23 protein-coding genes are annotated in these 23162 nt (G+C 63.7%); 6 read left to right on the top strand and 17 right to left on the bottom strand.

Annotation, left to right across the window (positions count from 1 at the left end):
* The 4 genes from ACE03M_RS00660 to ACE03M_RS00675 all read right to left on the bottom strand — a co-directional run.
* Positions 1–561: translation initiation factor IF-2 N-terminal domain-containing protein (locus ACE03M_RS00660; protein WP_485932170.1), on the bottom strand; the 561-nt coding region annotated here is incomplete at its 3' end.
* Between the two features lie 132 nt (positions 562–693).
* A complete protein-coding gene (locus ACE03M_RS00665) occupies positions 694–969 on the bottom strand; it encodes a YlxR family protein (protein WP_143922523.1) in 276 nt (91 codons plus the stop codon).
* A gap of 71 nt (positions 970–1040) precedes the next feature.
* Positions 1041–2003, bottom strand: a complete 963-nt coding sequence (gene nusA / locus ACE03M_RS00670) for a transcription termination factor NusA (RefSeq protein ID WP_143922522.1) — start codon at positions 2001–2003, stop codon at positions 1041–1043.
* An 83-nt stretch (positions 2004–2086) separates the two neighbouring features.
* Positions 2087–2551, bottom strand: coding sequence for a ribosome maturation factor RimP (locus tag ACE03M_RS00675; protein ID WP_485932173.1), 465 nt, complete (start codon positions 2549–2551; stop codon positions 2087–2089).
* Between the two features lie 131 nt (positions 2552–2682).
* Here ACE03M_RS00675 and ACE03M_RS00680 point away from each other — a divergent pair, with 131 nt between their 5' ends.
* Positions 2683–3660 (top strand): hypothetical protein, encoded by a 978-nt coding sequence (locus tag ACE03M_RS00680; RefSeq protein WP_485932175.1) that lies wholly within the window; start codon positions 2683–2685, stop codon positions 3658–3660.
* Positions 3657–4676: an aminoglycoside phosphotransferase family protein gene (locus ACE03M_RS00685; RefSeq protein WP_485932177.1), complete on the top strand. Its 1020-nt coding sequence runs from the start codon at positions 3657–3659 to the stop codon at positions 4674–4676. The genes ACE03M_RS00680 and ACE03M_RS00685 overlap by 4 nt, the downstream gene beginning before the upstream one ends.
* A gap of 89 nt (positions 4677–4765) precedes the next feature.
* Here ACE03M_RS00685 and ACE03M_RS00690 read toward each other — a convergent pair whose 3' ends face one another.
* Together ACE03M_RS00690 and ACE03M_RS00695 are read right to left on the bottom strand one after the other, a co-directional pair.
* Positions 4766–5572, bottom strand: coding sequence for a TSUP family transporter (locus ACE03M_RS00690; protein ID WP_485932605.1), 807 nt, complete (start codon positions 5570–5572; stop codon positions 4766–4768).
* 13 nt (positions 5573–5585) lie between these two features.
* The gene (locus ACE03M_RS00695; protein ID WP_485932178.1) at positions 5586–7433 is read right to left on the bottom strand and encodes a proline--tRNA ligase; all 1848 of its coding nucleotides are present in this window, start codon (positions 7431–7433) and stop codon (positions 5586–5588) included.
* Between the two features lie 278 nt (positions 7434–7711).
* Between ACE03M_RS00695 and ACE03M_RS00700 the strand changes: the two genes are divergently transcribed.
* Together ACE03M_RS00700 and ACE03M_RS00705 are read left to right on the top strand one after the other, a co-directional pair.
* Positions 7712–8443, top strand: coding sequence for an NUDIX hydrolase (locus ACE03M_RS00700; RefSeq protein ID WP_485932180.1), 732 nt, complete (start codon positions 7712–7714; stop codon positions 8441–8443).
* A 77-nt stretch (positions 8444–8520) separates the two neighbouring features.
* A complete protein-coding gene (locus tag ACE03M_RS00705; protein WP_143922516.1) occupies positions 8521–8937 on the top strand; it encodes an RNA-binding S4 domain-containing protein in 417 nt (138 codons plus the stop codon).
* A gap of 18 nt (positions 8938–8955) precedes the next feature.
* Here ACE03M_RS00705 and ACE03M_RS00710 read toward each other — a convergent pair whose 3' ends face one another.
* Both ACE03M_RS00710 and ispG read right to left on the bottom strand, forming a co-directional pair.
* Positions 8956–9834: a GNAT family N-acetyltransferase gene (locus ACE03M_RS00710; protein ID WP_485932182.1), complete on the bottom strand. Its 879-nt coding sequence runs from the start codon at positions 9832–9834 to the stop codon at positions 8956–8958.
* Between the two features lie 59 nt (positions 9835–9893).
* Positions 9894–11042 (bottom strand): flavodoxin-dependent (E)-4-hydroxy-3-methylbut-2-enyl-diphosphate synthase, encoded by a 1149-nt coding sequence (ispG, locus tag ACE03M_RS00715; RefSeq protein WP_143922641.1) that lies wholly within the window; start codon positions 11040–11042, stop codon positions 9894–9896.
* A gap of 182 nt (positions 11043–11224) precedes the next feature.
* Between ispG and ACE03M_RS00720 the strand changes: the two genes are divergently transcribed.
* Positions 11225–12658: a serine hydrolase domain-containing protein gene (locus tag ACE03M_RS00720; RefSeq protein ID WP_485932184.1), complete on the top strand. Its 1434-nt coding sequence runs from the start codon at positions 11225–11227 to the stop codon at positions 12656–12658.
* Between the two features lie 21 nt (positions 12659–12679).
* Here the strand turns inward: ACE03M_RS00720 and ACE03M_RS00725 are convergent, their stop codons facing one another.
* Together ACE03M_RS00725 and dxr are read right to left on the bottom strand one after the other, a co-directional pair.
* Entirely contained in the window at positions 12680–14173 is a 1494-nt protein-coding gene (locus ACE03M_RS00725) for a M50 family metallopeptidase (RefSeq protein ID WP_485932185.1), read from the bottom strand.
* Position 14174: 1 nt separating this feature from the next.
* Positions 14175–15416, bottom strand: a complete 1242-nt coding sequence (dxr, locus tag ACE03M_RS00730) for a 1-deoxy-D-xylulose-5-phosphate reductoisomerase (protein ID WP_485932187.1) — start codon at positions 15414–15416, stop codon at positions 14175–14177.
* A gap of 99 nt (positions 15417–15515) precedes the next feature.
* Between dxr and ACE03M_RS00735 the strand changes: the two genes are divergently transcribed.
* Positions 15516–16715: an acyl-CoA dehydrogenase family protein gene (locus ACE03M_RS00735; protein WP_485932188.1), complete on the top strand. Its 1200-nt coding sequence runs from the start codon at positions 15516–15518 to the stop codon at positions 16713–16715.
* Positions 16716–16964: 249 nt separating this feature from the next.
* Here the strand turns inward: ACE03M_RS00735 and ACE03M_RS00740 are convergent, their stop codons facing one another.
* The 7 genes from ACE03M_RS00740 to pyrH all read right to left on the bottom strand — a co-directional run bounded on the left by ACE03M_RS00740 (position 16965) and on the right by pyrH (position 23074).
* Complete coding sequence (locus ACE03M_RS00740) at positions 16965–17798, bottom strand: N5-glutamine methyltransferase family protein (protein ID WP_485932190.1); 834 nt, start codon at positions 17796–17798, stop codon at positions 16965–16967.
* 46 nt (positions 17799–17844) lie between these two features.
* Entirely contained in the window at positions 17845–18516 is a 672-nt protein-coding gene (locus ACE03M_RS00745; protein ID WP_485932192.1) for a hypothetical protein, read from the bottom strand.
* Positions 18509–19069 carry a DivIVA domain-containing protein gene (locus ACE03M_RS00750; RefSeq protein WP_143922508.1) on the bottom strand — a complete coding sequence of 187 codons (561 nt, stop codon included), beginning with the start codon at positions 19067–19069 and terminating at the stop codon, positions 18509–18511. Before ACE03M_RS00750 ends, ACE03M_RS00745 begins: the two co-directional genes overlap by 8 nt.
* A gap of 82 nt (positions 19070–19151) precedes the next feature.
* Positions 19152–20459, bottom strand: coding sequence for a 23S rRNA (adenine(2503)-C(2))-methyltransferase RlmN (gene rlmN, locus ACE03M_RS00755; protein ID WP_143922507.1), 1308 nt, complete (start codon positions 20457–20459; stop codon positions 19152–19154).
* Between the two features lie 131 nt (positions 20460–20590).
* Complete coding sequence (locus ACE03M_RS00760) at positions 20591–21613, bottom strand: phosphatidate cytidylyltransferase (protein WP_143922506.1); 1023 nt, start codon at positions 21611–21613, stop codon at positions 20591–20593.
* Positions 21613–22170 carry a ribosome recycling factor gene (gene frr, locus ACE03M_RS00765; RefSeq protein WP_143922505.1) on the bottom strand — a complete coding sequence of 186 codons (558 nt, stop codon included), beginning with the start codon at positions 22168–22170 and terminating at the stop codon, positions 21613–21615. The genes ACE03M_RS00760 and frr overlap by 1 nt, the downstream gene beginning before the upstream one ends.
* A 151-nt stretch (positions 22171–22321) precedes the next feature.
* Positions 22322–23074 carry a UMP kinase gene (pyrH, locus tag ACE03M_RS00770; protein WP_143922504.1) on the bottom strand — a complete coding sequence of 251 codons (753 nt, stop codon included), beginning with the start codon at positions 23072–23074 and terminating at the stop codon, positions 22322–22324.
* Between the last annotated feature and the right edge of the window lie 88 nt (positions 23075–23162).

Genomic DNA, 23162 nt, shown 5'->3' on the forward strand with positions numbered 1-23162 from the left:
CGGCGCGTTTGAACGCGCCGCAGGCTTGGCCTGCTCAGCAGGGGCATCAGCAGACTTGGTGCCTGCAGCTGACGCGTCCGCGTCAGCAGCCTTGGCATCCGCAACGGGTTTGGCTTCTGCAGCGGGCTTGGCATCTGCAGCGGGCTTGGCATCTGCAACAGGTTTCGCGCTCGGCTTCGCGCCGGTCGGCTTAGCTGCGGGGGCCGCCTCTGCAGGAGTGGATTCAGCTGCTTCGGTCGGTGCCGAAGCTGGCTTGGCGCCGGGCTTGGCTCCTGGCTTGGCCGAAGTCTTTGCACCGGGCTTGGGAGCTCCGGGCTTCGCGGCAGGCTTGGCGCCTGGCTTAGCAGCCGGCTTCGAGTCGGCGGATGCGCCGGAAGACTTGTCGCCGGAGCCGGCCGGACCGGACTCGGCGAATGCTTCCTTCACCTTGCGCACAACGGGTGCTTCGAGGGTCGAGGATGCGGAGCGAACGAATTCACCCAGGCCCTGGAGTTTCTCGAGGACGTTCTTACTTGTAGTGCCGAGCTCTTTTGCGAGCTCATGGACACGGGGCTTTGCCACAGTTCTCCTGTCCGGGTTCTTTCCCGGTCAGGAAAGAACCTCATCAATGAAGAGCAGTTCTCATTTCACTGCTCTCTCGAATTCCGATAGCGGTGTCATCGCACGACACTCACAACTTGTCATCCATTCGGGCTACCCGCTCTTCTTGGGTTCGGTATCCATCCTCGGCAGGTCCGAGGCGGTGACCTTCGTTCGAAAGGCTCGAGCGAAGGATGCGGTCGTCAATGCCCTCTTCAGGCATGTGGCGTCCGGGTGCACCCAGGCTCCTCGTCCCGGAAGTGTCGCTGACACGTCATGGACGATGGCTGGATGCTGATCGGGTCGAATCACAAATCGTGTGAGTTCATCCCGGTCGGCCTTTTGCCTGCAGGCGATGCACGTCCTTCGAGGTGCCGCGCCCACAATCACAGTACATAATTCTACAGCACTTCCGTCCCCACCCGTGCCACGCCCCGAGTGGTTCAGATCACGCCCGATGCCTATTCGCCTGGGACGATGTCGATCTTCCAGCCAGTGAGCTTGGCCGCCAGGCGTGCGTTCTGCCCTTCCTTGCCGATAGCCAGGGAGAGCTGGTCACGGGGCACGATGGCGCGTGATTCCTGCAGATCGGCATCGAGGATGTCGACCTTCGTCGCCTTGGCGGGTGAGAGTGCATGGCCGATGAACTTGGCCGGGTCGTCGCTGTAGTCGACGATGTCGATCTTCTCCTGGCCCAGCTCGTTCATCACGGCCCGCACGCGGGAACCGAGCTCACCGATGCATGAGCCCTTCGCATTCACACCGGGCTTCGTGGCGCGAACTGCCAGTTTGGTTCGGTGGCCGGCCTCACGAGCCAGGGAGACGATCTCGACAGTGCCGTCGGCGATCTCCGGTGCTTCGTGCGCGAACAGTCGGCGGACGAGGTTCGGGTGCGTACGCGAAACAGTGACCGACGTTCCCTTTGGGCCCTTGTGGACGTCGGCGATGTAGACGCGCAGGCGCGTTCCGTGACGGTATGACTCCCCGGGAGTCTGCTCGTGCGGCGGCAGGACTGCCTCGACATCACCGAGGTCGACCTGCACCATCTGCGGGTCCCGGCCCTGCTGGACGGTGCCGGAGACGATCTCACCCTCGCGGCCCTTGAAGTTGCCGAGCACCGATTCGTCTGCGACATCGCGCAGTCGCTGGTGGATGACCTGGCGAGCCGTCTGCGCAGCGATGCGTCCGAAGCCTGTGGGAGTGTCGTCGAATTCGCCGATCGGATTGTCATCATTGTCGAACTCGACAGCAAGGATGCGGACTTCACCGGAGGTCTTGTCCAGCTCGGCGCGGGAATCCGGCCACGCACCCTCGGTCTTCTGATAGGCAAGGAAGAGAGCTTGTTCGATGAGTTCGATCAGAGTATCGAGCGGAATCTCCCGCTCTCGCTCGATAATGCGCAGAACACTGAGGTCGATATCCATGGCCTATATCCTCTCCGGCTCCCTCGAGCATTGAATTGTCGGTCTTCATTTATGCAGGCGTGACATTCTATCTCAGAATACGCTCACCGAAATTTGAGTTCGACCTGCGCCTTGACGATGTCGCCGAGCGAGACTGTCCGCTTCTCACGACTGGCGGGATCGATTCCCGAAATTGAGTTCTCGCCCACATCGTCGAGATCGAGTTTGAAGGAGTCCTTCTTCGTGCTGATTTCGAGGCGGCGACCAAGCACCCGTTTGAAGTGCCGCGGGGACTCGAGCTTCCTCGTTGCACCTGGGCTCGTGACCTCGAGCTGATAGGGCTTGTCACGGAAGACCTCGACCTCGTCGAGGGCGTCGCCGACGAGTCGGCTTGATTCGGCGATCTTCTCCATCGACATGGGCTCTGTGCTGGACTCATCAAGGTCGACGACGACCGTCAGCGCCCGACGTTGTCCCGCAGCCACGGCCTTCACCGACTCCAGGTAGAACCCAGAGGTCTGCAGCGGCTCGCGCAGAAGCTTCTCTATCTGCGCCACGTCCTCGTCCATGTGTCCTCCAGTCCTCGTCCCGCTGACGAAGGTGTGCCCCGCGCGGCGACGTCTCTTCTGCCCTGCTGATTGCCTTAGCACCACCCTAAGCGACTCCCCGGGCGAGGTTAAGCATCCGCTAGGATTGGCCTATGCGTTTTCCCGTCAGCCGCCGCTCTCTTCTCCTCTACGGTGTGGGCGGGGCGAGTCTGAGCCTGCTGTCGGGATGCGGTGTGAGACTCGATACTCCCCCGGACGTTCCGACCCTCGATGAGACGAACCGGCTGCGCAACCGCATCGCCAGGATCCTCGCCGCAACCACCGCCGGAGACAGCGACCCGGAGACCGCTGGAGAGGACCTGCAGAAACTCCGGGACGCCATCGGTCCCGTGTGGTCGCCACCAACCGAAATGGCCACCGAGTCCCCACCGTCGGAAGATCCCCGCACCTACATCGAAGCCGCCGAGGTGGTGTCGGATGCCGTCTTCACCGCCGTACCGACATTGGGCTCGACCCTCATTCCGGTCCTCGTGGACGTGGCAACCGGTTTGGCGCTGACTGCGGGCACCGTGCACGCCGAGATCATTCGAAGCGCAGACGCCCTGATCCGTGGCTCACGCGAATCCGGCGCTGCCGGAGCTTCCGGCTCATCGGGTGCCGCGGCGGCTTCGAACTCACCCGAGTCGCAGCCGCCGCCCGCAGACGATTCGACCTCTCCCCCGGTGTGGAATGACATCCTCAACCAGGCCAGGGCAGCGACATATGGCTACGAGCGGCTCGCCGTGAACTTCGACACGAAGTCACACGAGCGCAGCAGTGCCGTGGCGCGACTGGAGTCCCTGGGCTCACTGGCAGGCGAAATGCTCGAAAAGCTTGGTGAGAAGAACGCTGACCCTGATGCTCCTTCGTGGAAACTCGACCCCATCCCGAGTGACCCGGAGACCGCGAAGGAACTGGCTCTGGCTCTCGAAGACGGCGTGGCAGCAGCGATCCTTCCCTGGCTGCAGATGGATTCGGGGGCCGCGCTGCGGCTGTGGGAGTCGGCACGAACGCGCACGGTCTTCGCCGGCCCGCAGGTGCTTCGGTACTCGTATCCCGGGGATTCGGGAGAGGCAGAGGCGCAGCAGTGAAGGTCCCACCGGTCCTGTACAACTCCACTCGCGAGATCATCGGCGAGTACCGCACCTCCTCCTGGGTGGCCGCACTGGACTTCATGGCCAATGAGCTCATCGACCGGTGGAAGCTGAGCTTCGACGAGGTCCCTGGCTCACCCTGGGCCGGATGCGAAAGCCTCGTCATCCCGGTTCTGACTCAGGAGAACTATCAGGGGGTGCTGCGCTTTGCAGCCCCCACCTCGGCGGCATCGGCTGCACATGCGCAGGCTCTGCGGGCGCTGAAGATGTGGAACGGGCACGGCGCTGTCCGGGTGATCAGGGACGATCACAGCTTCAGGGTGACCCTGCAGGAGCGGTTGCGAACGAAGGACAATCTCTCCGTGCTGCCCCTGGCCGATGTGCCCCCGGTCTGGGGTGCCCTGCAGAAGTCGCTTGAGATTCCCTCGGATTCCGACTTCCTGCGTGTCCAGGATGTGGCCGCAGGATGGCTGAGCACCTTTGAAGCCGACGCGAGTCTGCTCAGCGGCTGGACCGAGGCGGGTCCTGGTGATTCTCTCTTACTCTCCTTCGCGCGCAACTGGATGCGCACTCTTGCCTCGTCTGAGGAGAATTGGCTCATCCACGCCGATCTGCACTACTACAACATCCTCGCCGGGAACCCCGATGCCGCGGGCATCTCGACCTGGAAGGCCATCGACCCGCAGCCCTTATCGGGTCCGACCGCCTACACCTTGGCGCCGGTGCTGTGGAACCGTCTCATGGAGATTCCGTCCCAGCATCCGCAGGCCCAGGCCGCGTGGCTGCGCGGTTTCGCCACCGACCTCGCGCTGTGCGCAGGCATGGATCCGCAGTACGGGATGGGTGCCGCCGTCGCCCGGGAGGTCACGAACATGTTCTGGTACCTCAGGTCAGCCCGCAGCGGATCGACCGGGGCGCTGGCCGATGCCGCGAGGTCCCTGTGGGTTGCGCGGGCGCTGTCGGGAGCAGACGTCGCCGGCGTCAACGCCCACGCGCTCAAACCCATCGGCTGAGCACCCCCGCTCGACCTCCCCGACGTCACTAATACCGCATGGCGCCGGGCGCAATCAGTGACGTCGGGGAGGTTGAGCGATGAGATGCGTCAGTGGATGAGGCCGGAGATCACGTCGTAGCCGAGTTTGATGATCATGGCGGAGACCACGACGACGAAGACGACCCGCACGAATCCGGATCCCTTCTTCAGGGCCGTGCGCGCACCGAAGATTCCGCCGGCGACATTGCCCACGGCGACGACGAGACCGAGTGCCCATACGACCTGGCCATCGGGGATGAAGAAGACCAGTGCCCCGAAGTTCGTCGCCCAGTTGATGACCTTCGCCGTGGCCGAGGCCTGGAGGAATGAGAACCCGATGACAGTGACGAACGCGATGACGAGGAAGGACCCGGTTCCCGGACCGAGCACTCCGTCGTAGACGCCGATCGTGAGCCCGATCAGCCACGACAGCCCATGATGACGTTTCGAGGACTCCCCGAAGCGCAGGCTCGCATCGGCGCCGAGGCTGGGGTTGAGGACCGTGAAGACTCCGACCCCGATGAGCGCGACGAGGATGATCGGTGTGAAGAGCTCACCTGGGACCAAGGTCGCGAGTTTGGCGCCGAGGACGGCTCCGAGGAACGCCGTGGCAGCGGCCGGGATCGTCGCCGACCTGTCCGGGGTGATCTTGCGCAGATAGGTCACCGCCGAGGCGGTCGTACCCGCAATCGATCCCACCTTGTTCGTGGCGACCGCTTGGACCGGTGTCATTCCCGGCACCAGCAGCAGTGCCGGCAGCTGGATCAGACCTCCGCCGCCGACGACGGCATCGATCCATCCGGCCAGAACTCCTGCGGCCAAGAGCCACAGAAGCATGCCGAGGGTGACATCGATGCCTGCGGTGAGTGCCTCCATCACCTGCGTCGGTTCACCGTGCGGCTGTTTCCGCGATTGCGGCGTCTGCCGCAGCGGCGGCCGTGGCGTAGGCCTCACGGATCGTGGCCACGGTGGAGGCGACGACCTCGGCGACGGGCTGTTCTGACTTCTCATCGGTCAGACGGTTGCGGACTTCGACGACTCCGTCAGCCAGGCCACGACCGACGACGATCACGGTCGGGATGCCGATGAGTTCGGCGTCGGCGAACTTGAAGCCGGGTGAGACCTTGAGGCGGTCGTCGAGGAGAACGGTGACGCCTTCCGATTCGAGTTCGGCCGTCAGCTTCTCGGCGGCCGCGGCGATGTCCTCACCCTTGCCTGCGGCGATGATGTGCACATCGGCTGGGGCCAGGTGCTGGGGCCAGAGGAGACCGGATTCGCTGTGGTATTCCTCCGCGATGCAGGCCATGACGCGGGTGACGCCGAGGCCGTAGGAGCCCATGGTCACGGTCGTGGCCTTGCCGTTCTGGTCAAGGACCTTGAGGTCGAGGGACTCCGCGTACTTGCGGCCGAGCTTGAAGATCTGACCGATCTCGACACCACGGGCCAGCTCGAGCGGGCCCGAACCGTCGGGTGCGGGGTCACCGAGGACAACCTCGGCGGCTTCGATGGTGCCATCAGCGGTGAAGTCGCGTCCGGCGACGAGGTCGAAGACGTGCCGGCCGGGCTCGTTGGCGCCGGTAATCCAGCGGGTGCCCTCGACGACACGTGGGTCGAGGAGGAAGCGGAGCTTCGAGGTGCCCTCGAGGCCGAGAACCTGATTGTCGAGGTCGAGGCCCGGTCCGATGTAGCCCTTGACGAGCTCAGGGTGAGCGACGAGGTCTTCGGCTGTGGCGGCCTCGAGGTCGACTTCGCCGTTGCCCAGCATTCCGGTGCCGGCGGCGCGGTCGAGGTCGACGTCACGGTCACCGGGCAGGCCGATGACGATGATCTCGCGGGTGCCGTCGGGGTGGGTGACGGCGCAGACGACGTTTTTGAGCGTATCGGCGGCGGTCCAGGCGCGGTCCTCGCGGGGGTGGTCAGCGTTCGCGGCGGCAACGAGGGACTCGATGGTGGGTGTGTCAGGGGTGTCCTCGACGTGAGCTGCAGGAGAGTTCTCGAACGGGATCGTCTCGGGCACGATCGAGGTCACGGCTTCGACGTTGGCGGCGTACCCTCCGGGTGATCGCACGAAGGTGTCCTCCCCGACCTCGGAGGGGTAGATGAATTCCTCGGTGCCCGATCCGCCCATGGCTCCTGGGGTGGCCTTGACCGGCAGGCAGGGCACGCCGAGTCGGGCGAAGGCCCGCAGGTAGGCCACGCGCATCGCTTCGTAGGAGGCGTCGAGTCCGGCGTCGTCGATGTCGAAGGAGTAGGCGTCCTTCATGATGAACTCGCGCCCGCGCAGCAGACCTGCGCGGGGCCTGGCCTCGTCCCGGTATTTGGTCTGGACCTGGTAGATCGAGAGCGGGAGGTCCTTGTAGGAGGAGTAGAGGTCCTTGACGAGGAGGGTGAAGACCTCTTCGTGGGTGGGGGCGAGGATGTAGTCGTTGTCCCTGCGGTCCTTGAGATGGAACAGATCGGGACCGAAGGCCTCCCAGCGTCCGGACTTCCGGTACGGATCGGCTGGCAGCAGTCCAGGGAAATGGACTTCCTGTGATCCGGCTGTGGCCATCTCCTCGCGCACGATGGCTTCGATCTTGCCCAGGACCTTCAGTCCCAGCGGGAGCCATGTGTAGATCCCCGGGGCCGATCGGCGGATGTATCCCGCACGGTGCAGAAGTTTGTGGCTGGCGACCTCGGCTCCGACCGGGTCCTCCTTCTGGGTTCGCACAAACAGGGACGACATGCGCAGGGCCATGGGTGATACTCCTCAACTTGTCAAGACTCAGATCGAACACTATCGCACGCGAGTATCCGCACGGCAATTATGAGGCAAAACCGATCAGACCGGCGACCGAGAACAGTCATCTGGCAGGTGAGATTCTGCCGTGAGCCGACCATGGATCCGCCCAGCTGTGGGCCTGGATTCGTCAGGTGGTGGAAGCGAATTAGACTGGTGGGCACACACGTCCACCAGGGCCTGAGCGATTCAGGCCGATTCGCTGTCCGACCGACTCGCTGACCGATACGAAGAGCATGCCTGATTCCACTCAACTGACGCAGTTCCCGCGGCCCTCGGTCGCGGTCGACACCGCGGTCCTCTGCCCCGTCCCCCGACGTGGCCTGCACGTGCTCCTCACCCATTCCGGCGACGGCGCGTGGCAGCTGCCGGGGTCGATTCTTCGCCCCCAGGAGCGACTCGCCGAGGCGGTTGCCCGGTGCTTGCGCGAAAAGGCGCGGCTCATCGACCGCGCCCCAGTTCAGCTCCATGTCTTCGACCAGCCCGATCGTGACGATCGCGGGTGGGTGATCTCGGTGGCCCACCTCGACGTGCTGTCGACGAGAGATGTGGGATTCGGAGACGCGAGTTCCCCGGAGACAGAACCCGACCCGCAGGACGCGCGCCGGCGCAAACTGGCACCCGTGCATTCGGTCCGTGAGCTCAGCGCCGAACATCAGGAGATCGTCCGAGTTGCGGTCCACCGCCTGCGTTCGCTGCATGAGCGCACGCCAGACCCGTTCGGGCTGCTTCCGGACGAGTTCTCGCTGCGGCAGCTGCGTCAGCTGCATGAGATCGTCTCGGGAGAGGACCTGCAGGCGGACACCTTCCGCCGCACGATGCTGCCGCTGCTGGCACCCACCGGTCAGGCCGTGTCCCAGGGACGCGGCCGCCCCGCTCAGACATTCACCCGCCGCGCTGAGATCGCCCTGCGTCGCGATGTTGACATCGTGGGCCCGAGCACCGGCGCTGAGAATGGCGGACGCTGAGGATGGAGCTCATAGGCAGCGGAGGCTGTCTGTGGTGGACATTGAGGTAGTGCACACTGAGGTAGTGGAGGCTGACTGTGGAGATTGACCGCTCACCCGGCAAGCACGTTCGCGTGGATGTGTGGCTGTGGACGACAAGGATGTTCAAGACCCGAAATCTGGCTACTCAGGCCTGCCGTGGCGGTCACGTCCAAGTCGAGGGTCAGCGTGTCAAGGCGGCGCAGAAGGTCTCCATCGGACAGGAGGTGCGCGTACGCAAGGCCAGCACCGAGTTCATCTGGAAGATCACCGGCTTCGTGCCCACACGTCCGCAGTCATCGATCGCCGTGCAGTGCTATGAGGATCTCACCCCGCCGCCGGATCCCGCTCTGCGCGGATTCGTCCCCCGCAGAGACAAGGGCTTGGGTCGGCCGACGAAGAAGGACCGCCGGGAGATGGAGAAATTCCTGGGCGACATGGCCAAGCCTCGGAACCGAGATCGCCGAGACCCCTGAAGCCGACGCTGCGGTAAGTCAGTACATGATCGTGGCGAAGGTGCCGACCTGCTCGAAGCCGACCCGTGTGTACATGCGCAGGGCCACCTCGTTGTAATCATTGGCGTAGAGGCTCACAGTGGGGTGGCCGGCCGCCCTGGTCTGCGCCACGACTGCAGCCATTCCGGCAGCACCCAGACCCTGCTGCCGCACGTCGGGATGGACCCAGACGCCCTGCACCTGAACGATGCGCGGTGCCCGGATGCCGATGTCTGCTTTGAACAGCACCTGCTCGGCCTGGTCCGTTGCAGGCCAGCGGCGCACCGGACCCCCTTGGGGCAGTGTGTCCGAGATGCGAGCGAAGCAGTTCTTGCCCCTGATGATGTTGCGGACGCGAGCCAGATAGCTTGACTGGCCACTTTCGATCGGAGAGAAGCCCACCTCGTTGGTGAACATGTCGACACTGGCTGAGAACACCGCGGGCAGCTGTTCCACCGTGACCAGATGCACCGCCTCGTCGGGTTCGATCAAGGGGTCGGAGCTGATCGCCAACAGCGGCTGCCGGTCACGGACGCCGCGAGGGCGTCCCCAGTTCAGACGACTGTGCAGATCGAGGATGATCTCACGAGAACCGATGAGGGAGCAGGAGTAGCGCCCATCGGCATTGAGCTTCTGCGCCAATGCCTGATTCGTTCCCGGGGTCGCAGCCACGGGAATGATGTTGCCGCCCACCCAGTAGGCTGCCACCGGCTGGTCGCCATCGAAGACACCCAGCAGGGAACCGGCCGGTGAGCCCATCTGCGCTGTCCCTGTGACTTCGAGCAGCGCGATGAGGTAGACGTTCTCACACGGGTTGAGCGCGAGCAGACTCCTCAGCCAACCGGTGTGCTGATGTCCCAGACGAGTGACTCTCAGCACGGGAGAGCCTCCTTGTTCTGATCCTCACACACCGGGCAGCTTTTCGGACAGGTCGGGTATCAGCCGACGACGACGTCGGGAGATCCGGACGGGGCGTCGGACTCCGCTGCGATGCGATTGGCCTCTTCGATGAGAGTCTCGACGATCAGTGCCTCTGGCACGGTCTTGATGACCTCACCCTTGACGAAGATCTGGCCCTTGCCGTTGCCGCTGGCCACCCCGAGGTCGGCTTCGCGTGCTTCGCCGGGACCGTTGACCACGCAGCCCATGACAGCGACTCGCAGAGGAACTTCCATGCCTTCGAGACCAGCTGTGACCTTGTCCGCGAGGGTGTAGACGTCGACCTGGGCGCGTCCACAGGACGGGCACGAGACGATTTCGAGTTTGCGAGGTTTGAGGTTGAGGCTCTCCAGGATCTGGTTGCCGACCTTGATCTCCTCCACTGGTGGTGCGGAGAGCGAGACGCGGATCGTGTCGCCGATGCCCTGCGACAGCAGTGAGCCGAAGGCGGTGGCGGATTTGATCGTGCCCTGGAAGGCGGGTCCGGCCTCGGTCACGCCCAAGTGCAGGGGCCAGTCACCGCGCTCAGCGAGCATTTCGTATGCCCGAACCATGACCACAGGGTCGTTGTGCTTGACGGAGATCTTGAAGTCGTGGAAGTCGTGCTCTTCGAACAGCGAGGCCTCCCACACGGCGGACTCGACGAGCGCCTCCGGGGTGGCCTTGCCGTACTTCTCCATGATCCGCTTGTCCAAGGATCCGGCATTGACACCGATCCGGATCGAGGTTCCGGCGTCACTTGCCGCCTTCGCGATCTCCTTGACCTGGTCATCGAACTTGCGGATATTGCCGGGGTTGACGCGCACCGCGGCACAGCCGGCGTCGATCGCGGCGTAGACGTACTTCGGTTGGAAGTGGATATCGGCGATGACCGGAATCTGCGACTTCTGCGCGATCGCCGGCAGTGCCGCAGCATCATCAGGTGACGGGCAGGCGACTCGCACGATGTCACAGCCCGAGGCGGTGAGCTCGGCGATCTGCTGCAGGGTGGCGTTGATGTCTGTGGTCTGAGTCGTAGTCATCGACTGGACGCTGATAGGGAAATCGGAACCGACGCCGACCTTTCCGACCTGGATCTGTCTCGTCTTCCGTCGCGGCGAGAGCACGGGAGGTGGTGGAGCAGGCATTCCGAGGTTGACCGATGTCACGAAGACAATCCCTTCATTCTCACTGGTGACCAGACTGATCGTTCGAGTCATTCATATTGTAGGACTTCAAACCGTGTCCGGGCTCCTTGACCACGGTGTGATCGCTCACCACAGCATCATTTCGCAGGTATTGTGAAGGAAACTTGCCGTCCGATCAGAAGATACATGTAGAGGAGATGCCTGTGAGCCGAGGAGATTCCGTGCCGTTCACCCACCCCGATATCCAGGCCATCGTCGGTCGCCTCGAGACTGCAGCCGATGCCCTCGCCCAGCAGGGCGGAACACTCGCCTGGGGTGTCTTTCGCCGAGGCGAGACGGCAATAGCAGCCAACGGCGACGTTCCCTACCGGATCGCGTCGATGACGAAGTCGTTCACGGCCGCCGCGATCGGTCTCCTCGCCGCCGATGGTCTGGATCTTGACAGTCCATTGGACCGGATCATCCCCGAACTTGCAGGCACATCGATTGCCGACCGCACCTGCCGACAGGCGCTGACAATGGGCACCGGGTTCACGAAGGACGACCCTTGGGCCGATCGGGTGGAGGCGATGACGCGCACCGAACTCATCGACTACGTCAAGCGCGGAGCCATCCCCATCGCTCCAGCCGACACCGGATACGAGTACTCCAACCTCGGCTACGCACTCCTCGGGCTCGTCACGGAGTCCGTGACCGGGAAGTCGTTCATCGAATTCGTCACCGCCGAGGTGCTGCATCCTTGTGGTCTCAGTCGCACCGGTTTCGACGTCGCCGACTTCCCAGACCTGATGTCCGGCATCCGCATCGACCGCAACGGCGAGGGCCACCCGGCCGAACTCACTGGCCCAGGTGTTTTCTCCCCCATCGGCGGAGTCATCTCCACGGTCAACGACATCGGGACTTGGATGAATGCCCATATGGACGCCCTGGAGCACCTCGACGCCTATGCGCCGGGAGCACTGCCGCGGATCCTGAAGGACAACCAGCAGTCGCATCGACTCGTCGAGGTCCAGAGAAGCGAGCACCATGCCGAATCGGTGAACTACGGCTTCGGCCTGCAGCCCCGTCTCGACTCCCGCTTCGGTCGCGTCGTCTGCCATTCCGGCGGTTATCCCGGGTACGGCTCGCACATGCGCTGGTTCCCCGACATGGGCCTGAGCATCGTCGTGTTCGGCAATACGACGTACTACCCGGCCGAAAGCACCGTCAGGGATGCCATCGACGCCGGCTGGGCCGCGGCCACCGGCGATCCCGGTCTGCGGCTGACACGCACATCCACTTCGGTGCCGGCACCTCACCACCAAGTCGCACCCGCACAGTCCGCGACCGTGCTGCGGGCAGCGAACCTGGTCATCGAATTCGAGGAGAGCGTCGCCGAGGAACTCTTCACCATCAACATGGACCTCGACGAGCCCCGTGCCGAACGCCGTGAACGATTCGACGCGTGGCGAGACGAGCTGCAGCTGACTCAGCCCTTCACAGCCGACGATGTCACTATGACCACCCCGCTGAAGGGGACCGTGACTGTTCCTGACTCGCGACCCGGAGACGAAACCGACTCCGCGGACACGACGGCGACGATCACGGTGAGCTTGGACCACCTCGGCGAGGTGCAGACGATCTCGCTGAGCAGCTGAGGCTGCCTATCCGGAGTCTTTCTACCCTGAGTTGAAGATCGCGTCGAGCGTGACGGGTTTGACGAGATCGACGTAGACGAGCAGCGCCGTCATGCACAGCATCAGACCGATGACGACGTACGTCAGAGGCAGCAGCCGGGCCGTGTCGAAGGGGCCGATCTTGCCGCGCCCGCGGATCTTGTTGATCTGCCGGCGGGCGCCCTCGTAGAGGCCCACTGCGATGTGCCCGCCGTCGAGCGGCAGGAGCGGGATCATGTTGAAGGCGAACAGGAAGATGTTGAGTGATCCCAACATGCCCAGCCCCACTTGGGCTTTGTCGACGATCTGGAGCTGGTCCGTGGACACGATCTCGCCGGCTATCCGACCGACTCCGACCATCCCGACCAGCCCCTCGGCGTCACGTTCCTTCGAACCTGTGGCCACCTCGGCGATGTCGACGAGCTTGACCGGCAGGGTCACGATGGCATGGAAGACGCCGCTGACCTGGTCCCAGACAGCACCGGGGAACTCGTTCAGCGGCAGCCCCTGACGCTCTTGGACGGGACCCACGCCGAAGAATCCCTCGGTCACGGTCTGTGGTGTGCCGTCGGCGTTCAGCACGGGCTGTCCGCTGTCATCGACGCGGGCCTGCTCATGGGCGATGATCGGGACGTTGACATTCTGAGTGTGACCATCGCGGGTGAACTCCACGTCGACCCGCTGGCCGGCATGGTCCTTGATGACGGTGGAGAGTTCGTCCCAGCTGTCGGTGGAGACACCGGCGACAGAGGTGATGTCATCGCCTGGTTTGATTCCGGCTTCCCATGCGGGGGTGAGCGGATCATCGTCCTGACAGGTCTTCTTCTGGTCCGCAGGACGCTCCGCTGCTTCAGAGGCGGGAACCGCGCATTCGACGACGGTCTGCACCGTGGTCGTCGGAGTCATGATCCCGATGCCGATGAGTGAGATCGCCATGATGATGATCCCGAGGACGAGGTTGACCAGGGGGCCTGCGAACATCACGACGAGCCGTTTGGGCACGTTCAGTGCGTAGAAGGTCCGGTGCTCCTCTCCCGGTTCGATCTCCTGGTTCGAGAAATCCCGAGCATCGGCCATCGTGTTCTCGAACAGGCGCCCGCGCCGCTGCCTCCGTGGGCGGCTGGGAGCATCGGTGGCGACATCGGTGCTGGCGGCTCCTTCAGCCGCACCATCGCCGAGGTGGTCATCGCCGAACGCGTCAGCAGCGTGCTGGGCAGCGCCGCCTGAGGTCGAGCCGGCCCGGCGCGTCGTCGCCTTGAGCGGGGGGTACATTCCCGGCATGGCGATGAATCCGCCCAAAGGAAGTGCCTTGATGCCGTATTCCGTCTCGCCGCGACGGAAGGAGAAGACCGTTGGGCCGAAGCCGACCATGTAATGGGTGACCTTGACTCCGAACTTCTTCGCAGGTGTCAGGTGGCCGAGCTCGTGGAGTCCGATCGAGATCGAGATCCCGATCAGGAACAGGATGATCCCGATGATGTAGAGGACGACTGTCATATCAGAAGCCGCCGAGGGTCTTGCCCTGTGCGGACGCGGACTGGGCTCTCAGGTCCTGGCGGGCGAACTCGCGAGCCCAGGCGTCGGCGGCGAGGACGGTCTCGACCGTGTGCTCGGCCGCGGGTTCGTGCGCCTGCAGCGCCCGTTCGATTCCCTGGTCGATTCCGGTGAATGGGATCTCACCGCCGATGAAGGCCTCGACGAGGACCTCGTTGGCGGCATTGAACACCGCGGGGAAGCTCTTTCGCTTCCGTCCTGCTTCAACGGCCAGGCCCAGTGCCGGGAAAGCGATGTGGTTGACGGGTTCGAAGGACCAGTGCATCGGCTGTCCCCAGTTGTTGGCCACCGCCCCGGATGCCAGCCGCCGAGTCTGACCGTCACTCTGAGTGCCGAGGGCATAGGCGATGGGCAGGCGCATGTCCGGCGGGGAGATCTGTGCAATCGTCGAGGCGTCGCTGAATTCGACCATCGAGTGGATCTGGGACGGCGGGTGGACGACGACTTCGATGTGGTCGAAGTCGATGTCGAAGAGCAGATGGGCCTCGATGACTTCAAGGCCTTTGTTGACCAGGGTCGCGGAGTTGATGGTGATCATCGATCCCATCGACCAGGTGGGGTGTTTGAGTGCTTGCGCCGGGGTGACACGGCGCAGCGCATCGCGGGTCATTCCGCGGAAGGGTCCGCCGGAGGCTGTGATGACGAGCTTGCTCACCTCGCCGTGGGTGCCCGAGCGCAGGGCCTGGGCGATCGCGGAGTGCTCACTGTCGACGGGGATCAGGGCGGCTCCGGTGCGGGCTGCAGCATCGAGGACGATCGAGCCGCCGATGATGAGGGACTCCTTGTTCGCCAGCGCGACGTCGGTGCCGCGGTCGAGGGCAGCCAGGGTCGCACCGAGTCCGGCGGCTCCGGTCACAGCGTTGAGGACGATGTCGGCAGCTGCCCCGGCGACCACCTCGGCGGCATCGGGGCCCACGTGGATCTCACGGACGGGATCACTGATTCCGCGTTCACCTGCGGCCTGCTCCAGACGCCGACGGATCTCGCTCGAACCACCCTCAGGTGGGCTGGTGAGACCGATGACGGGGACCGAGAAATCGAGTGCTTGGACGACCAGCGCATCGAGTTGGGTTCCGGCAGCGAGGCCGATGACCTCGAAGTCCGATGCGTTCTCTGTCAGGACATCGAGGGCCTGGGTGCCGACCGAACCGGTCGAGCCGACTACAATGATTCTACGTTTGCTCACGCCTACCGATGATGCCAAAGTTCTCTGGGAAATGACTCGACATCGGCGTCATCGGCGACGTGAGATATGCAATGCGAATCAATGGCGAGAGAGGTTTTTATGAGTGCAACGCTGAGCCCCGACGACATTCTGGGATTGGATTCGGTCTTCGAGGAAGATGACCTCGAGTTCGCGTCGATCGTGAAGAAATGGCTTGATGAGAACGTTCGCGACAAGATCGGCGACTACTTCCTCGATGCCACGATTCCTGCCCGGGAACTCGCAGAGGGCCTGGGCGAACTCGGGCTCCTCGGCATGCACCTCGACGGTTACGGCTGCGGCGGATCCACCGCCACCCAGTACGGTCTGGCCTGCCGCGAGCTCGAAGCCGTGGACTCGGGGTTGCGCTCGCTCGTATCGGTCCAGGGATCACTGGCCATGTTCGCCATCCACCATTTCGGTTCCGAGGCGCAGAAGGAAGAATGGCTGCCGAAGATGGCTGCTGGCAAAGCCATCGGCTGCTTCGGTCTGACCGAACCGGATGTCGGCTCCGACCCCTCGGGCATGAAGACGACTGCGAAGAAGGACGGATCCGATTGGATCCTCAACGGCGCGAAGATGTGGATCACGAATTCCCCCGTCTCCGATGTCATGGTCGTCTGGGCCAAGACCGAGGAAACTGATTCCAAGGGCAAGCCCGTTGTCCGAGGATTCGTCGTCCCAAGCGACACCGAGGGCGTCCAGACGCCAGAGATCCACCGCAAGATCTCACTGCGAGCCTCGATCACCGGCGAGATCGTCCTCGACAACGTGCGCTTGCCCGAAGACGCCATGCTGCCCAAGGCCAAGGGCCTGAAAGGTCCGCTGTCGTGCCTGTCCGAGGCACGCTACGGAATCGTCTTCGGCGTCACCGGCGCTGCCCGCGACGCGCTGCAGTCTGCGCTGGAATACACCGGGACACGCATTCAGTTCGACCGTCCGCTGTCTTCGTTCCAGATCAGCCAGCAGAAGCTCGCAAAGGCCTTCGGCCAGTACTCCCAGATCACCCTGCTCGCCGCTCATCTGGGTCAGCTCAAGGACTCGGAGAAGGGCGTGCGTCCCGAGCAGATCAGCCTGGGCAAGATGGTCAACGTCGACACCGCAATGAACGTGTGCCGTGACCTGCGCGCGCTCTTCGGCGGTTCGGGCATCACCAGCGAATACCCACCGCTGCGCCATGCCGTCAACCTTGAGACCGTGCTCACCTATGAGGGCACTCACGAGGTCCATCAGCTCACGCTGGGCCGCAGCCTCACCGGAATCAACGCCTTCGCGAACTGACGCTCACGCGCTGCAGCTGCAGCTGCGGCAGCGGCAACGGCAGCGGTCGCAGCGGTAGCGGCAGCGGCAGCGGTCGCAGCGGTAGCGGCAGCGGCAGCGGTCGCAGCGGTAGCGGCAGCGGCTGCAGCGCGTACTCTTAGCACCGAAACAGCAACCGCTTGCCGGAAGTGTGTACGTACAGCACAAATGCTGTACTCCCACACTTTTGGCAAGCGGTTGTCGTCGTTGCGCGGGTACAACTGCCGGGCGTCAGGCGTCAGTTGGCGTCGTGTGGCCCGCTGGCCACGGTCGTCGCAGCTCGAGCACCGTTGTCTGCTCGTCATCGCCGAGGATGCAACTGGCGCGAAATCCCCGGGCCCCTGCGAAGTCAGCGGCCGTGTGCCGCTGTTCGCGGCCGAGTTCGATGAGCAGAACCCCTCCCGGGGCCAACCACTCGCCTGAGTCCCGGATGAGGCAGCGCACAAGATCCAAACCGTCCGCTCCCCCGAACAGCGCTGTCGGTGCCTCGTGCTCGATCGCCTCTCTGGGGAGGAACTCCGCGGCAGCGTCGGGAACATAAGGCGGGACTGCGGAGATGACGTCGAGGCTGCCCCGCAGAGTCTGCGGCAGACCCTTCAGACATGTGAGTCGGTGGCAGTTGACACTTGGTCCGACGTTCTTGCGTGCACACTCAAGCGCCGTTTCGTCATGATCGCCCAGGTGGATCTGCGTTTCCGGGAGTGCCCGGGACACCGTGGTGGCCACCGGCCCGACCCCGCAGAAGGCTTCGAGGAATCGCGCCCCAGCCCCGGCTGACTCCACGGCGCGCATCGTCGCCTTCGCCAACAGCGCGGTTCTCTGCCGGGGCACGAACACACCGGGTGCGACGTGTAGTCGCTGCCCCGCGAATTCGACCCATCCGACTATCTGCTCGAGAGGTTCGCCGGCAACTCGGCGGGCGACGAACTCGGCCAGGAGGCTGTTGCTCCTCTCAGGTGCGAGGCCGGACGACCTCGCCTCGTGCGCAGAGGACGTCACAGCATCGATGAGGATGCGGGCTTCGTCCTCGGCGAAGACGCACCCTGCCGCGCGCAGTCGGGCCACCAACGTGGGCTGGTCCAGCTGCGCAGATTCGTCTGGATCAGAGGCGTCAGGCCTCAGCGAGGATCTCCCGGGACAGCCACTCGAGGCTTGATCGTGCGTCGAGGGACTTCTCGTCGGTGTGGATGAGAGTCTGGTCCGGATTCAATGCGACCACTTCTGTCGGTTCGACTCGTGAGTCTCTCATCGCCCGGTCGAGGTTCGCGGTTTCCCCAGCGATCGCGATTCCCACGCCTTCGAAGCGTGAGCGGATGGCCTTGACCGACGCCCGTCCTGATTCGACGGGTGGTGCTTCGATCGGGTGGACGAACACTGAAGTGCTGTCGCCGTCGGCGGGTTCCGAGCGCGTATCTATTCTCAGTCCGATGCGAACGGCACCGAGGATGCTCAGCGCCCGCGAGATCGGCGGCACATCCTCGGCGATGAGGATCCGTTCACCTTCGCCGCCGGTGATCCCCATGGCACGGAGGACTCCGGCGAACTTCGCGCTCCGGTCGAGCACCTCGGCACGGTCGAGCTCATCGGGTTTCGACAGTGCTTTGATCAGCCGCGGATCGGTGACCTCGCGGCCATCGACCATCGGTCTGTCCGGAGTCGGACCGGTCAGGACGATGTCATCGGCGCCGCCCATGACGATCGGGTAGTCGAGCAGCTCGAACACAGGGTTGAGAGTGCCCGAGGACGTGTCACTTGGCTGTTCGAAGTAGTGGAAATCAGTCAACGGAGGCCATCACTTCGACGACGCGGTCGATGAAGGCATCGACTTGGTCCTCGTCGTAGGCCTTGTTGCCCTTGGCCGTCTTGAACAGGACACGGCGAACCTGGTCGACGCTCATCGCGACACCCTGCGTGAAGTAGGCGTTGACCTTCTCGCACATGTCATCGACCTGTTCGATGTCGTAGCCGATGACGCCGGGGGCCGGATTGTCGAAATGCTCACCGGGTTCGCGGACCAGGCGGCCCCGCAGCGACGAGGCCACACGTGTCAGTTCGGATACCCAGGCATCTTGGCCCGACTGTGCGATGAGGCGGTCACGTGCCTGTTTGGCGAAGGCGTCTTCGAGTCGGTCGAGTGCGGCATCGACGACGGCGACATGGTATCCCTTGCGCACCAGATCGAAACCGACTGTGCGCACCGCCCTGGAGTCGAGGTCGCCGGGCTGTGGGGTGGGACGTTCGAAGGATTCACGCGCACGTTTGAAGAAGCTGTCGACCTGTTTCGGGTCGTAGCCGTTCTTCCATCCGGACATTCGGGGGAAAGTCGTGTCCGCCATGTTGCCTCCAGAAGCGAATCGCCGTAATGGTCATTTCCACCATAATAAATGGCGGACGCGGAAAATGCGTGTTCGCGAGTTCTCAGTCGGCGGCAGCGAGCTGTCCGCAGGCTCCGTCGATGTCCGATCCGCGGGTATCACGGATGGTCGTCGGGATCCCCTGGTCGATGAGTCTGCGCACGAATTCGTCTGCCACCTCCGGCTCCGACGCGGTCCACACGGAGCCGGGAGTCGGGTTGAGCGGGATCGGATTGACGTGGACCCAGCCGCGACCGCGAGCGTTGAGCTTCTTCGCCAGCAGCTCTGCACGCCAGGGGTGATCGTTCATGTCCTTGATGAGCGCGTATTCGATGCTCACCCGACGTCCCGTCACCTGATAGTAGTTGTACGCGGCGTCGATGGCCTCATCGGCCTTCCACCTGGTGTTGACCGGGATCATCTCATCGCGCAGCTCATCATCGGGTGCGTGGAGGCTGAGGGCGAAGGTGACGGGGATGTCCTCGGCCGCGAGCTTGTTGATGCCCGGGACCAGACCGACGGTGGAGATGGTGATTCGGCGGGCCGACATTCCCAATCCCTGCGGTGCGGGCTCGACGAACCGACGCACCGCGTTCATCACTCGCTTGTAGTTGGCCAGGGGCTCGCCCATTCCCATGAACACGATATTGGAGACCCGCTCGGGTCCCGTCGCCGAGGTGGTCGTGCCCGATGCGTCGACCGTGGCCTCAGAGGTCTCACCTTGGTCCTCATCGGATTCGGCACCGAGCGCTGTCTCCCCCTCCGCCGGCATGTCGCCTGAGGGTGCCGGTGCGAGTTCGCCGGCGGCGATGACCTGGTTGGCGCGGATGACCTGTTCGACGATCTCGGCCGCGGACATATTGCGTGTCAGACCCTGCTGCCCTGTCGCGCAGAAGGGACAGTTCATGCCGCAGCCGCACTGGCTGGAGACGCACAGGGTGACGCGGTTGCGATAGCGCATCAGCACCGACTCGACGAGCGCGCCGTCGTAGAGGCGCCACAGGAATTTGATCGTGTCGCCGTTCTCGGTTCGCAGTCGACGAACCTCGGTCAGGAGGTGGGGGAAGAACCGTTCCTGCAGGTCCGCCCGCAGATCCTTGGGCAGGTCCGTCATGGACTCGACGTCGGTCTGGTAATGCGAGAAGTAGTGGGTCGAGATCTGCTTCGCGCGGAAGGCGGGCAGTCCCATCTCCTTGACCGCGTCGATGCGTTCGTCCATCGTCATGTCGGCCAGATGCTGCTTCGGCTGACTGGCTCGCGGAGATTTGAAATTGAGCAGCGGACGGCCATCACGCGTCGGTGTCTTCGACGTCGTGCCGTCTGCGTGTTCGACGACGGGCCGGGTCTGCCTGTTACCTGCTTGAGAACTCACTCGTCCATTGTCTCATGAGAGCAATTCTCATGGGGTGTGTGCGCCGCCACGGCGGATGAGTGAGAGCCATCGGCGTGTGAGAGGCGCCAGTACGAGTCGGACCGAGGCGGTACGAGTCGGACCGAGGCGGATCAGAGATAGCCGGGCAGAACCGAGAACATCACCAGAGCAACCGGGGCGGTGGGCAGGATCGAATCGAGTCGGTCCATCACGCCGCCGTGTCCTGGCAGCAGAGTTCCCATGTCCTTGAGGTCGAGGTCGCGTTTGATCATCGATTCGCTGAAGTCGCCGAGCGTGGCGAAGGCTGGGATGACGACGCCGAAGACCAGTCCGGTCCAGAATGGAGCATCGAAGAGAGTCACAGCCAGGGTCGTCGCGACTGCTGCGGCGAAGACCACCGAGCCGATGTAGCCCTCCCACGACTTCTTCGGGGAGATCCTCGGGGCGATTGGATGTTTGCCCCAGAGGACGCCGAAGACGTAGCCGCCGGTGTCCGAGGCCACCACGCTGGCGAGGAACAGGATGACGTAGAGATTGCCGTCGGGTTGGGTCAGCAGATACACGACGAAGCAGGCCATGAGTCCGACATAGGTCAGCGCGAACAGGGACAGCGAAACATCTTTGACCGCGTTCTTGCGTCGCTCGACCATGGTGAAGAGCATGACCGCCCCGGCGCTGGCGGCGAAGGTCACCCACAGTGCCTCACGGCCGCCGACGAAGGTCGCGAGCACCATGCAGGCGGCTGAGACCATGGTCGGTATCCGCGACACGAGTGATCCAGAACGCGACAGCGCGTTGGCCAGCTCCCACATCGCGGCGACGATGGCGATGAGGATGATGAAGAGGAAGGAGATCGGGAAGACGATGAGGGAGACCAGGACGACTCCGCCGATGAGCAGCCCGATGCCGATCGCAGCCGGCAGGTTCCGTCCGGCCTTGCCGTAGTCCTTCTCTGCCACCTCGGGGATATCCTGCCCGGTCTCCGCGGCCGGGTTGGTCTCCGGATCTTCCGGTGAGTAGTCCTTGCCGGAGTTGCGCAGGTCCCTGCGCTTCGGGAACGGGGTGTCAGGCCCTGACGGATGCGGAACCGGATCCGGCTCCCCGAGGGGAGCCGGATCTGATGCTGGATTGTCTGGCCCAGTCAACGAAATCATCAGACCTCGAGGAGCTCAGCTTCCTTCTGAGAGAGAAGCTTGTCGACACTGTCGACCTTGCTCTTCGTCAGATCGTCGAGTTCGGAGATTCCGCGTGCGACTTCGTCTTCACCGGCGTCGCCGTCCTTCTTGATCCGCTCCAGGGTTTCCTTGGCGTGACGACGGATGTTGCGAATCGACACTTTGCCGTCTTCGGCCTTGCCCTTGACGATCTTCACGTATTCCTTGCGGCGTTCCTCGGTCAGTTCCGGGAGCACCACTCGGATGACGTTGCCGTCGTTGGCGGGGTTGGCGCCGATGTCCGAGTTGCGCAGAGCAGTCTCAATGTCGCCCAGCGCTCCACGGTCGTAGGGAGTCACGAGGATAGTGCGGGCTTCCGGAGTCTGGAACGAGGCCAGCTGCTGCAACGGTGTCGGCGCACCATAGTATTCGATCTCGATGGAAGCGAACAGCGCGGGATTGGCGCGGCCGGTACGGATGGACGAGAAGTCCTCCTGTGTGAATTCCACGGCCTTGTCCATCTTCTCTCTGGCCTCTGCCAGTGTTTCTTCAATCACGACTCACTCTTTCCGTCGATGGGAGCTTTGGGTTCATTCTATGGGTCATAGCTCACGAATGCCGCACTCGATTGGTCCAGGGAGAGTCCTGGATTTCGTCTGAGGAGGTGTTTCGAGGCGTTGAGTGCCCAGGGCAATGCGCCCTGGGGCTTTATTTGACTACGGTGCCGATCTTGTCGCCGACAATTGCCTTGCGCAGATTGCCTTCGCCTTCCATGCCGAAGACGTGCATCGGCAGCTTGTTGTCCATGCACAGGGAGAATGCGGTTGCGTCAACAACTTTGAGGCCCTTCTGCAGCGCCTCCTGGTAGGTGATCTCGCTGATCTTCTCTGCGGTGGGGTCGATGTTCGGGTCGGCGGTGTAGACGCCGTCGACGCCGTTCTTGGCGATGAGGACCTCGTCGGCGTGGATTTCCAGCGCACGCTGCGCGGCAACGGTGTCGGTGGAGAAGTACGGCAGTCCGGCTCCGGCGCCGAAGATGACGACTCTGTTCTTCTCCATGTGGCGCATGGCCCGGCGCGGGATGTAGGACTCGGCGACCTGGGACATGGGGATCGCGGTCTGAACCCGGGTATCGACTCCGGTCTGTTCGAGGAAGTCCTGCAGGGCCAGACAGTTCATCACGGTACCGAGCATGCCCATGTAGTCGGCGCGCGTGCGGTCCATGCCCCGCTGAGACAGCTCTGCTCCACGGAAGAAGTTTCCGCCGCCGACGACGATGCTGACCTCCACCTCATCGACGGTGGGGGCGACTTCCCTGGCGACAGCGGCGACGACATCGGGATCGACTCCGATCTTGCCTCCACCGAACACCTCACCCGAGAGTTTGAGGAGCACACGGCGGCGATGAGTGCGGACTGGTCTGCTGGCGTAGCTGGATTCGTGAACCGGGGTGGATGTCATTTAGTCCTTCTTCCGTCTGGGCAGGTAAGAGCCCGGATGAGTCGTCGGTGTCAGTGTAGCGAAAACGGGGCCGGACCGAATGGTCCGA

Source organism: Brevibacterium sp. AGC70, assembly GCF_057334195.1.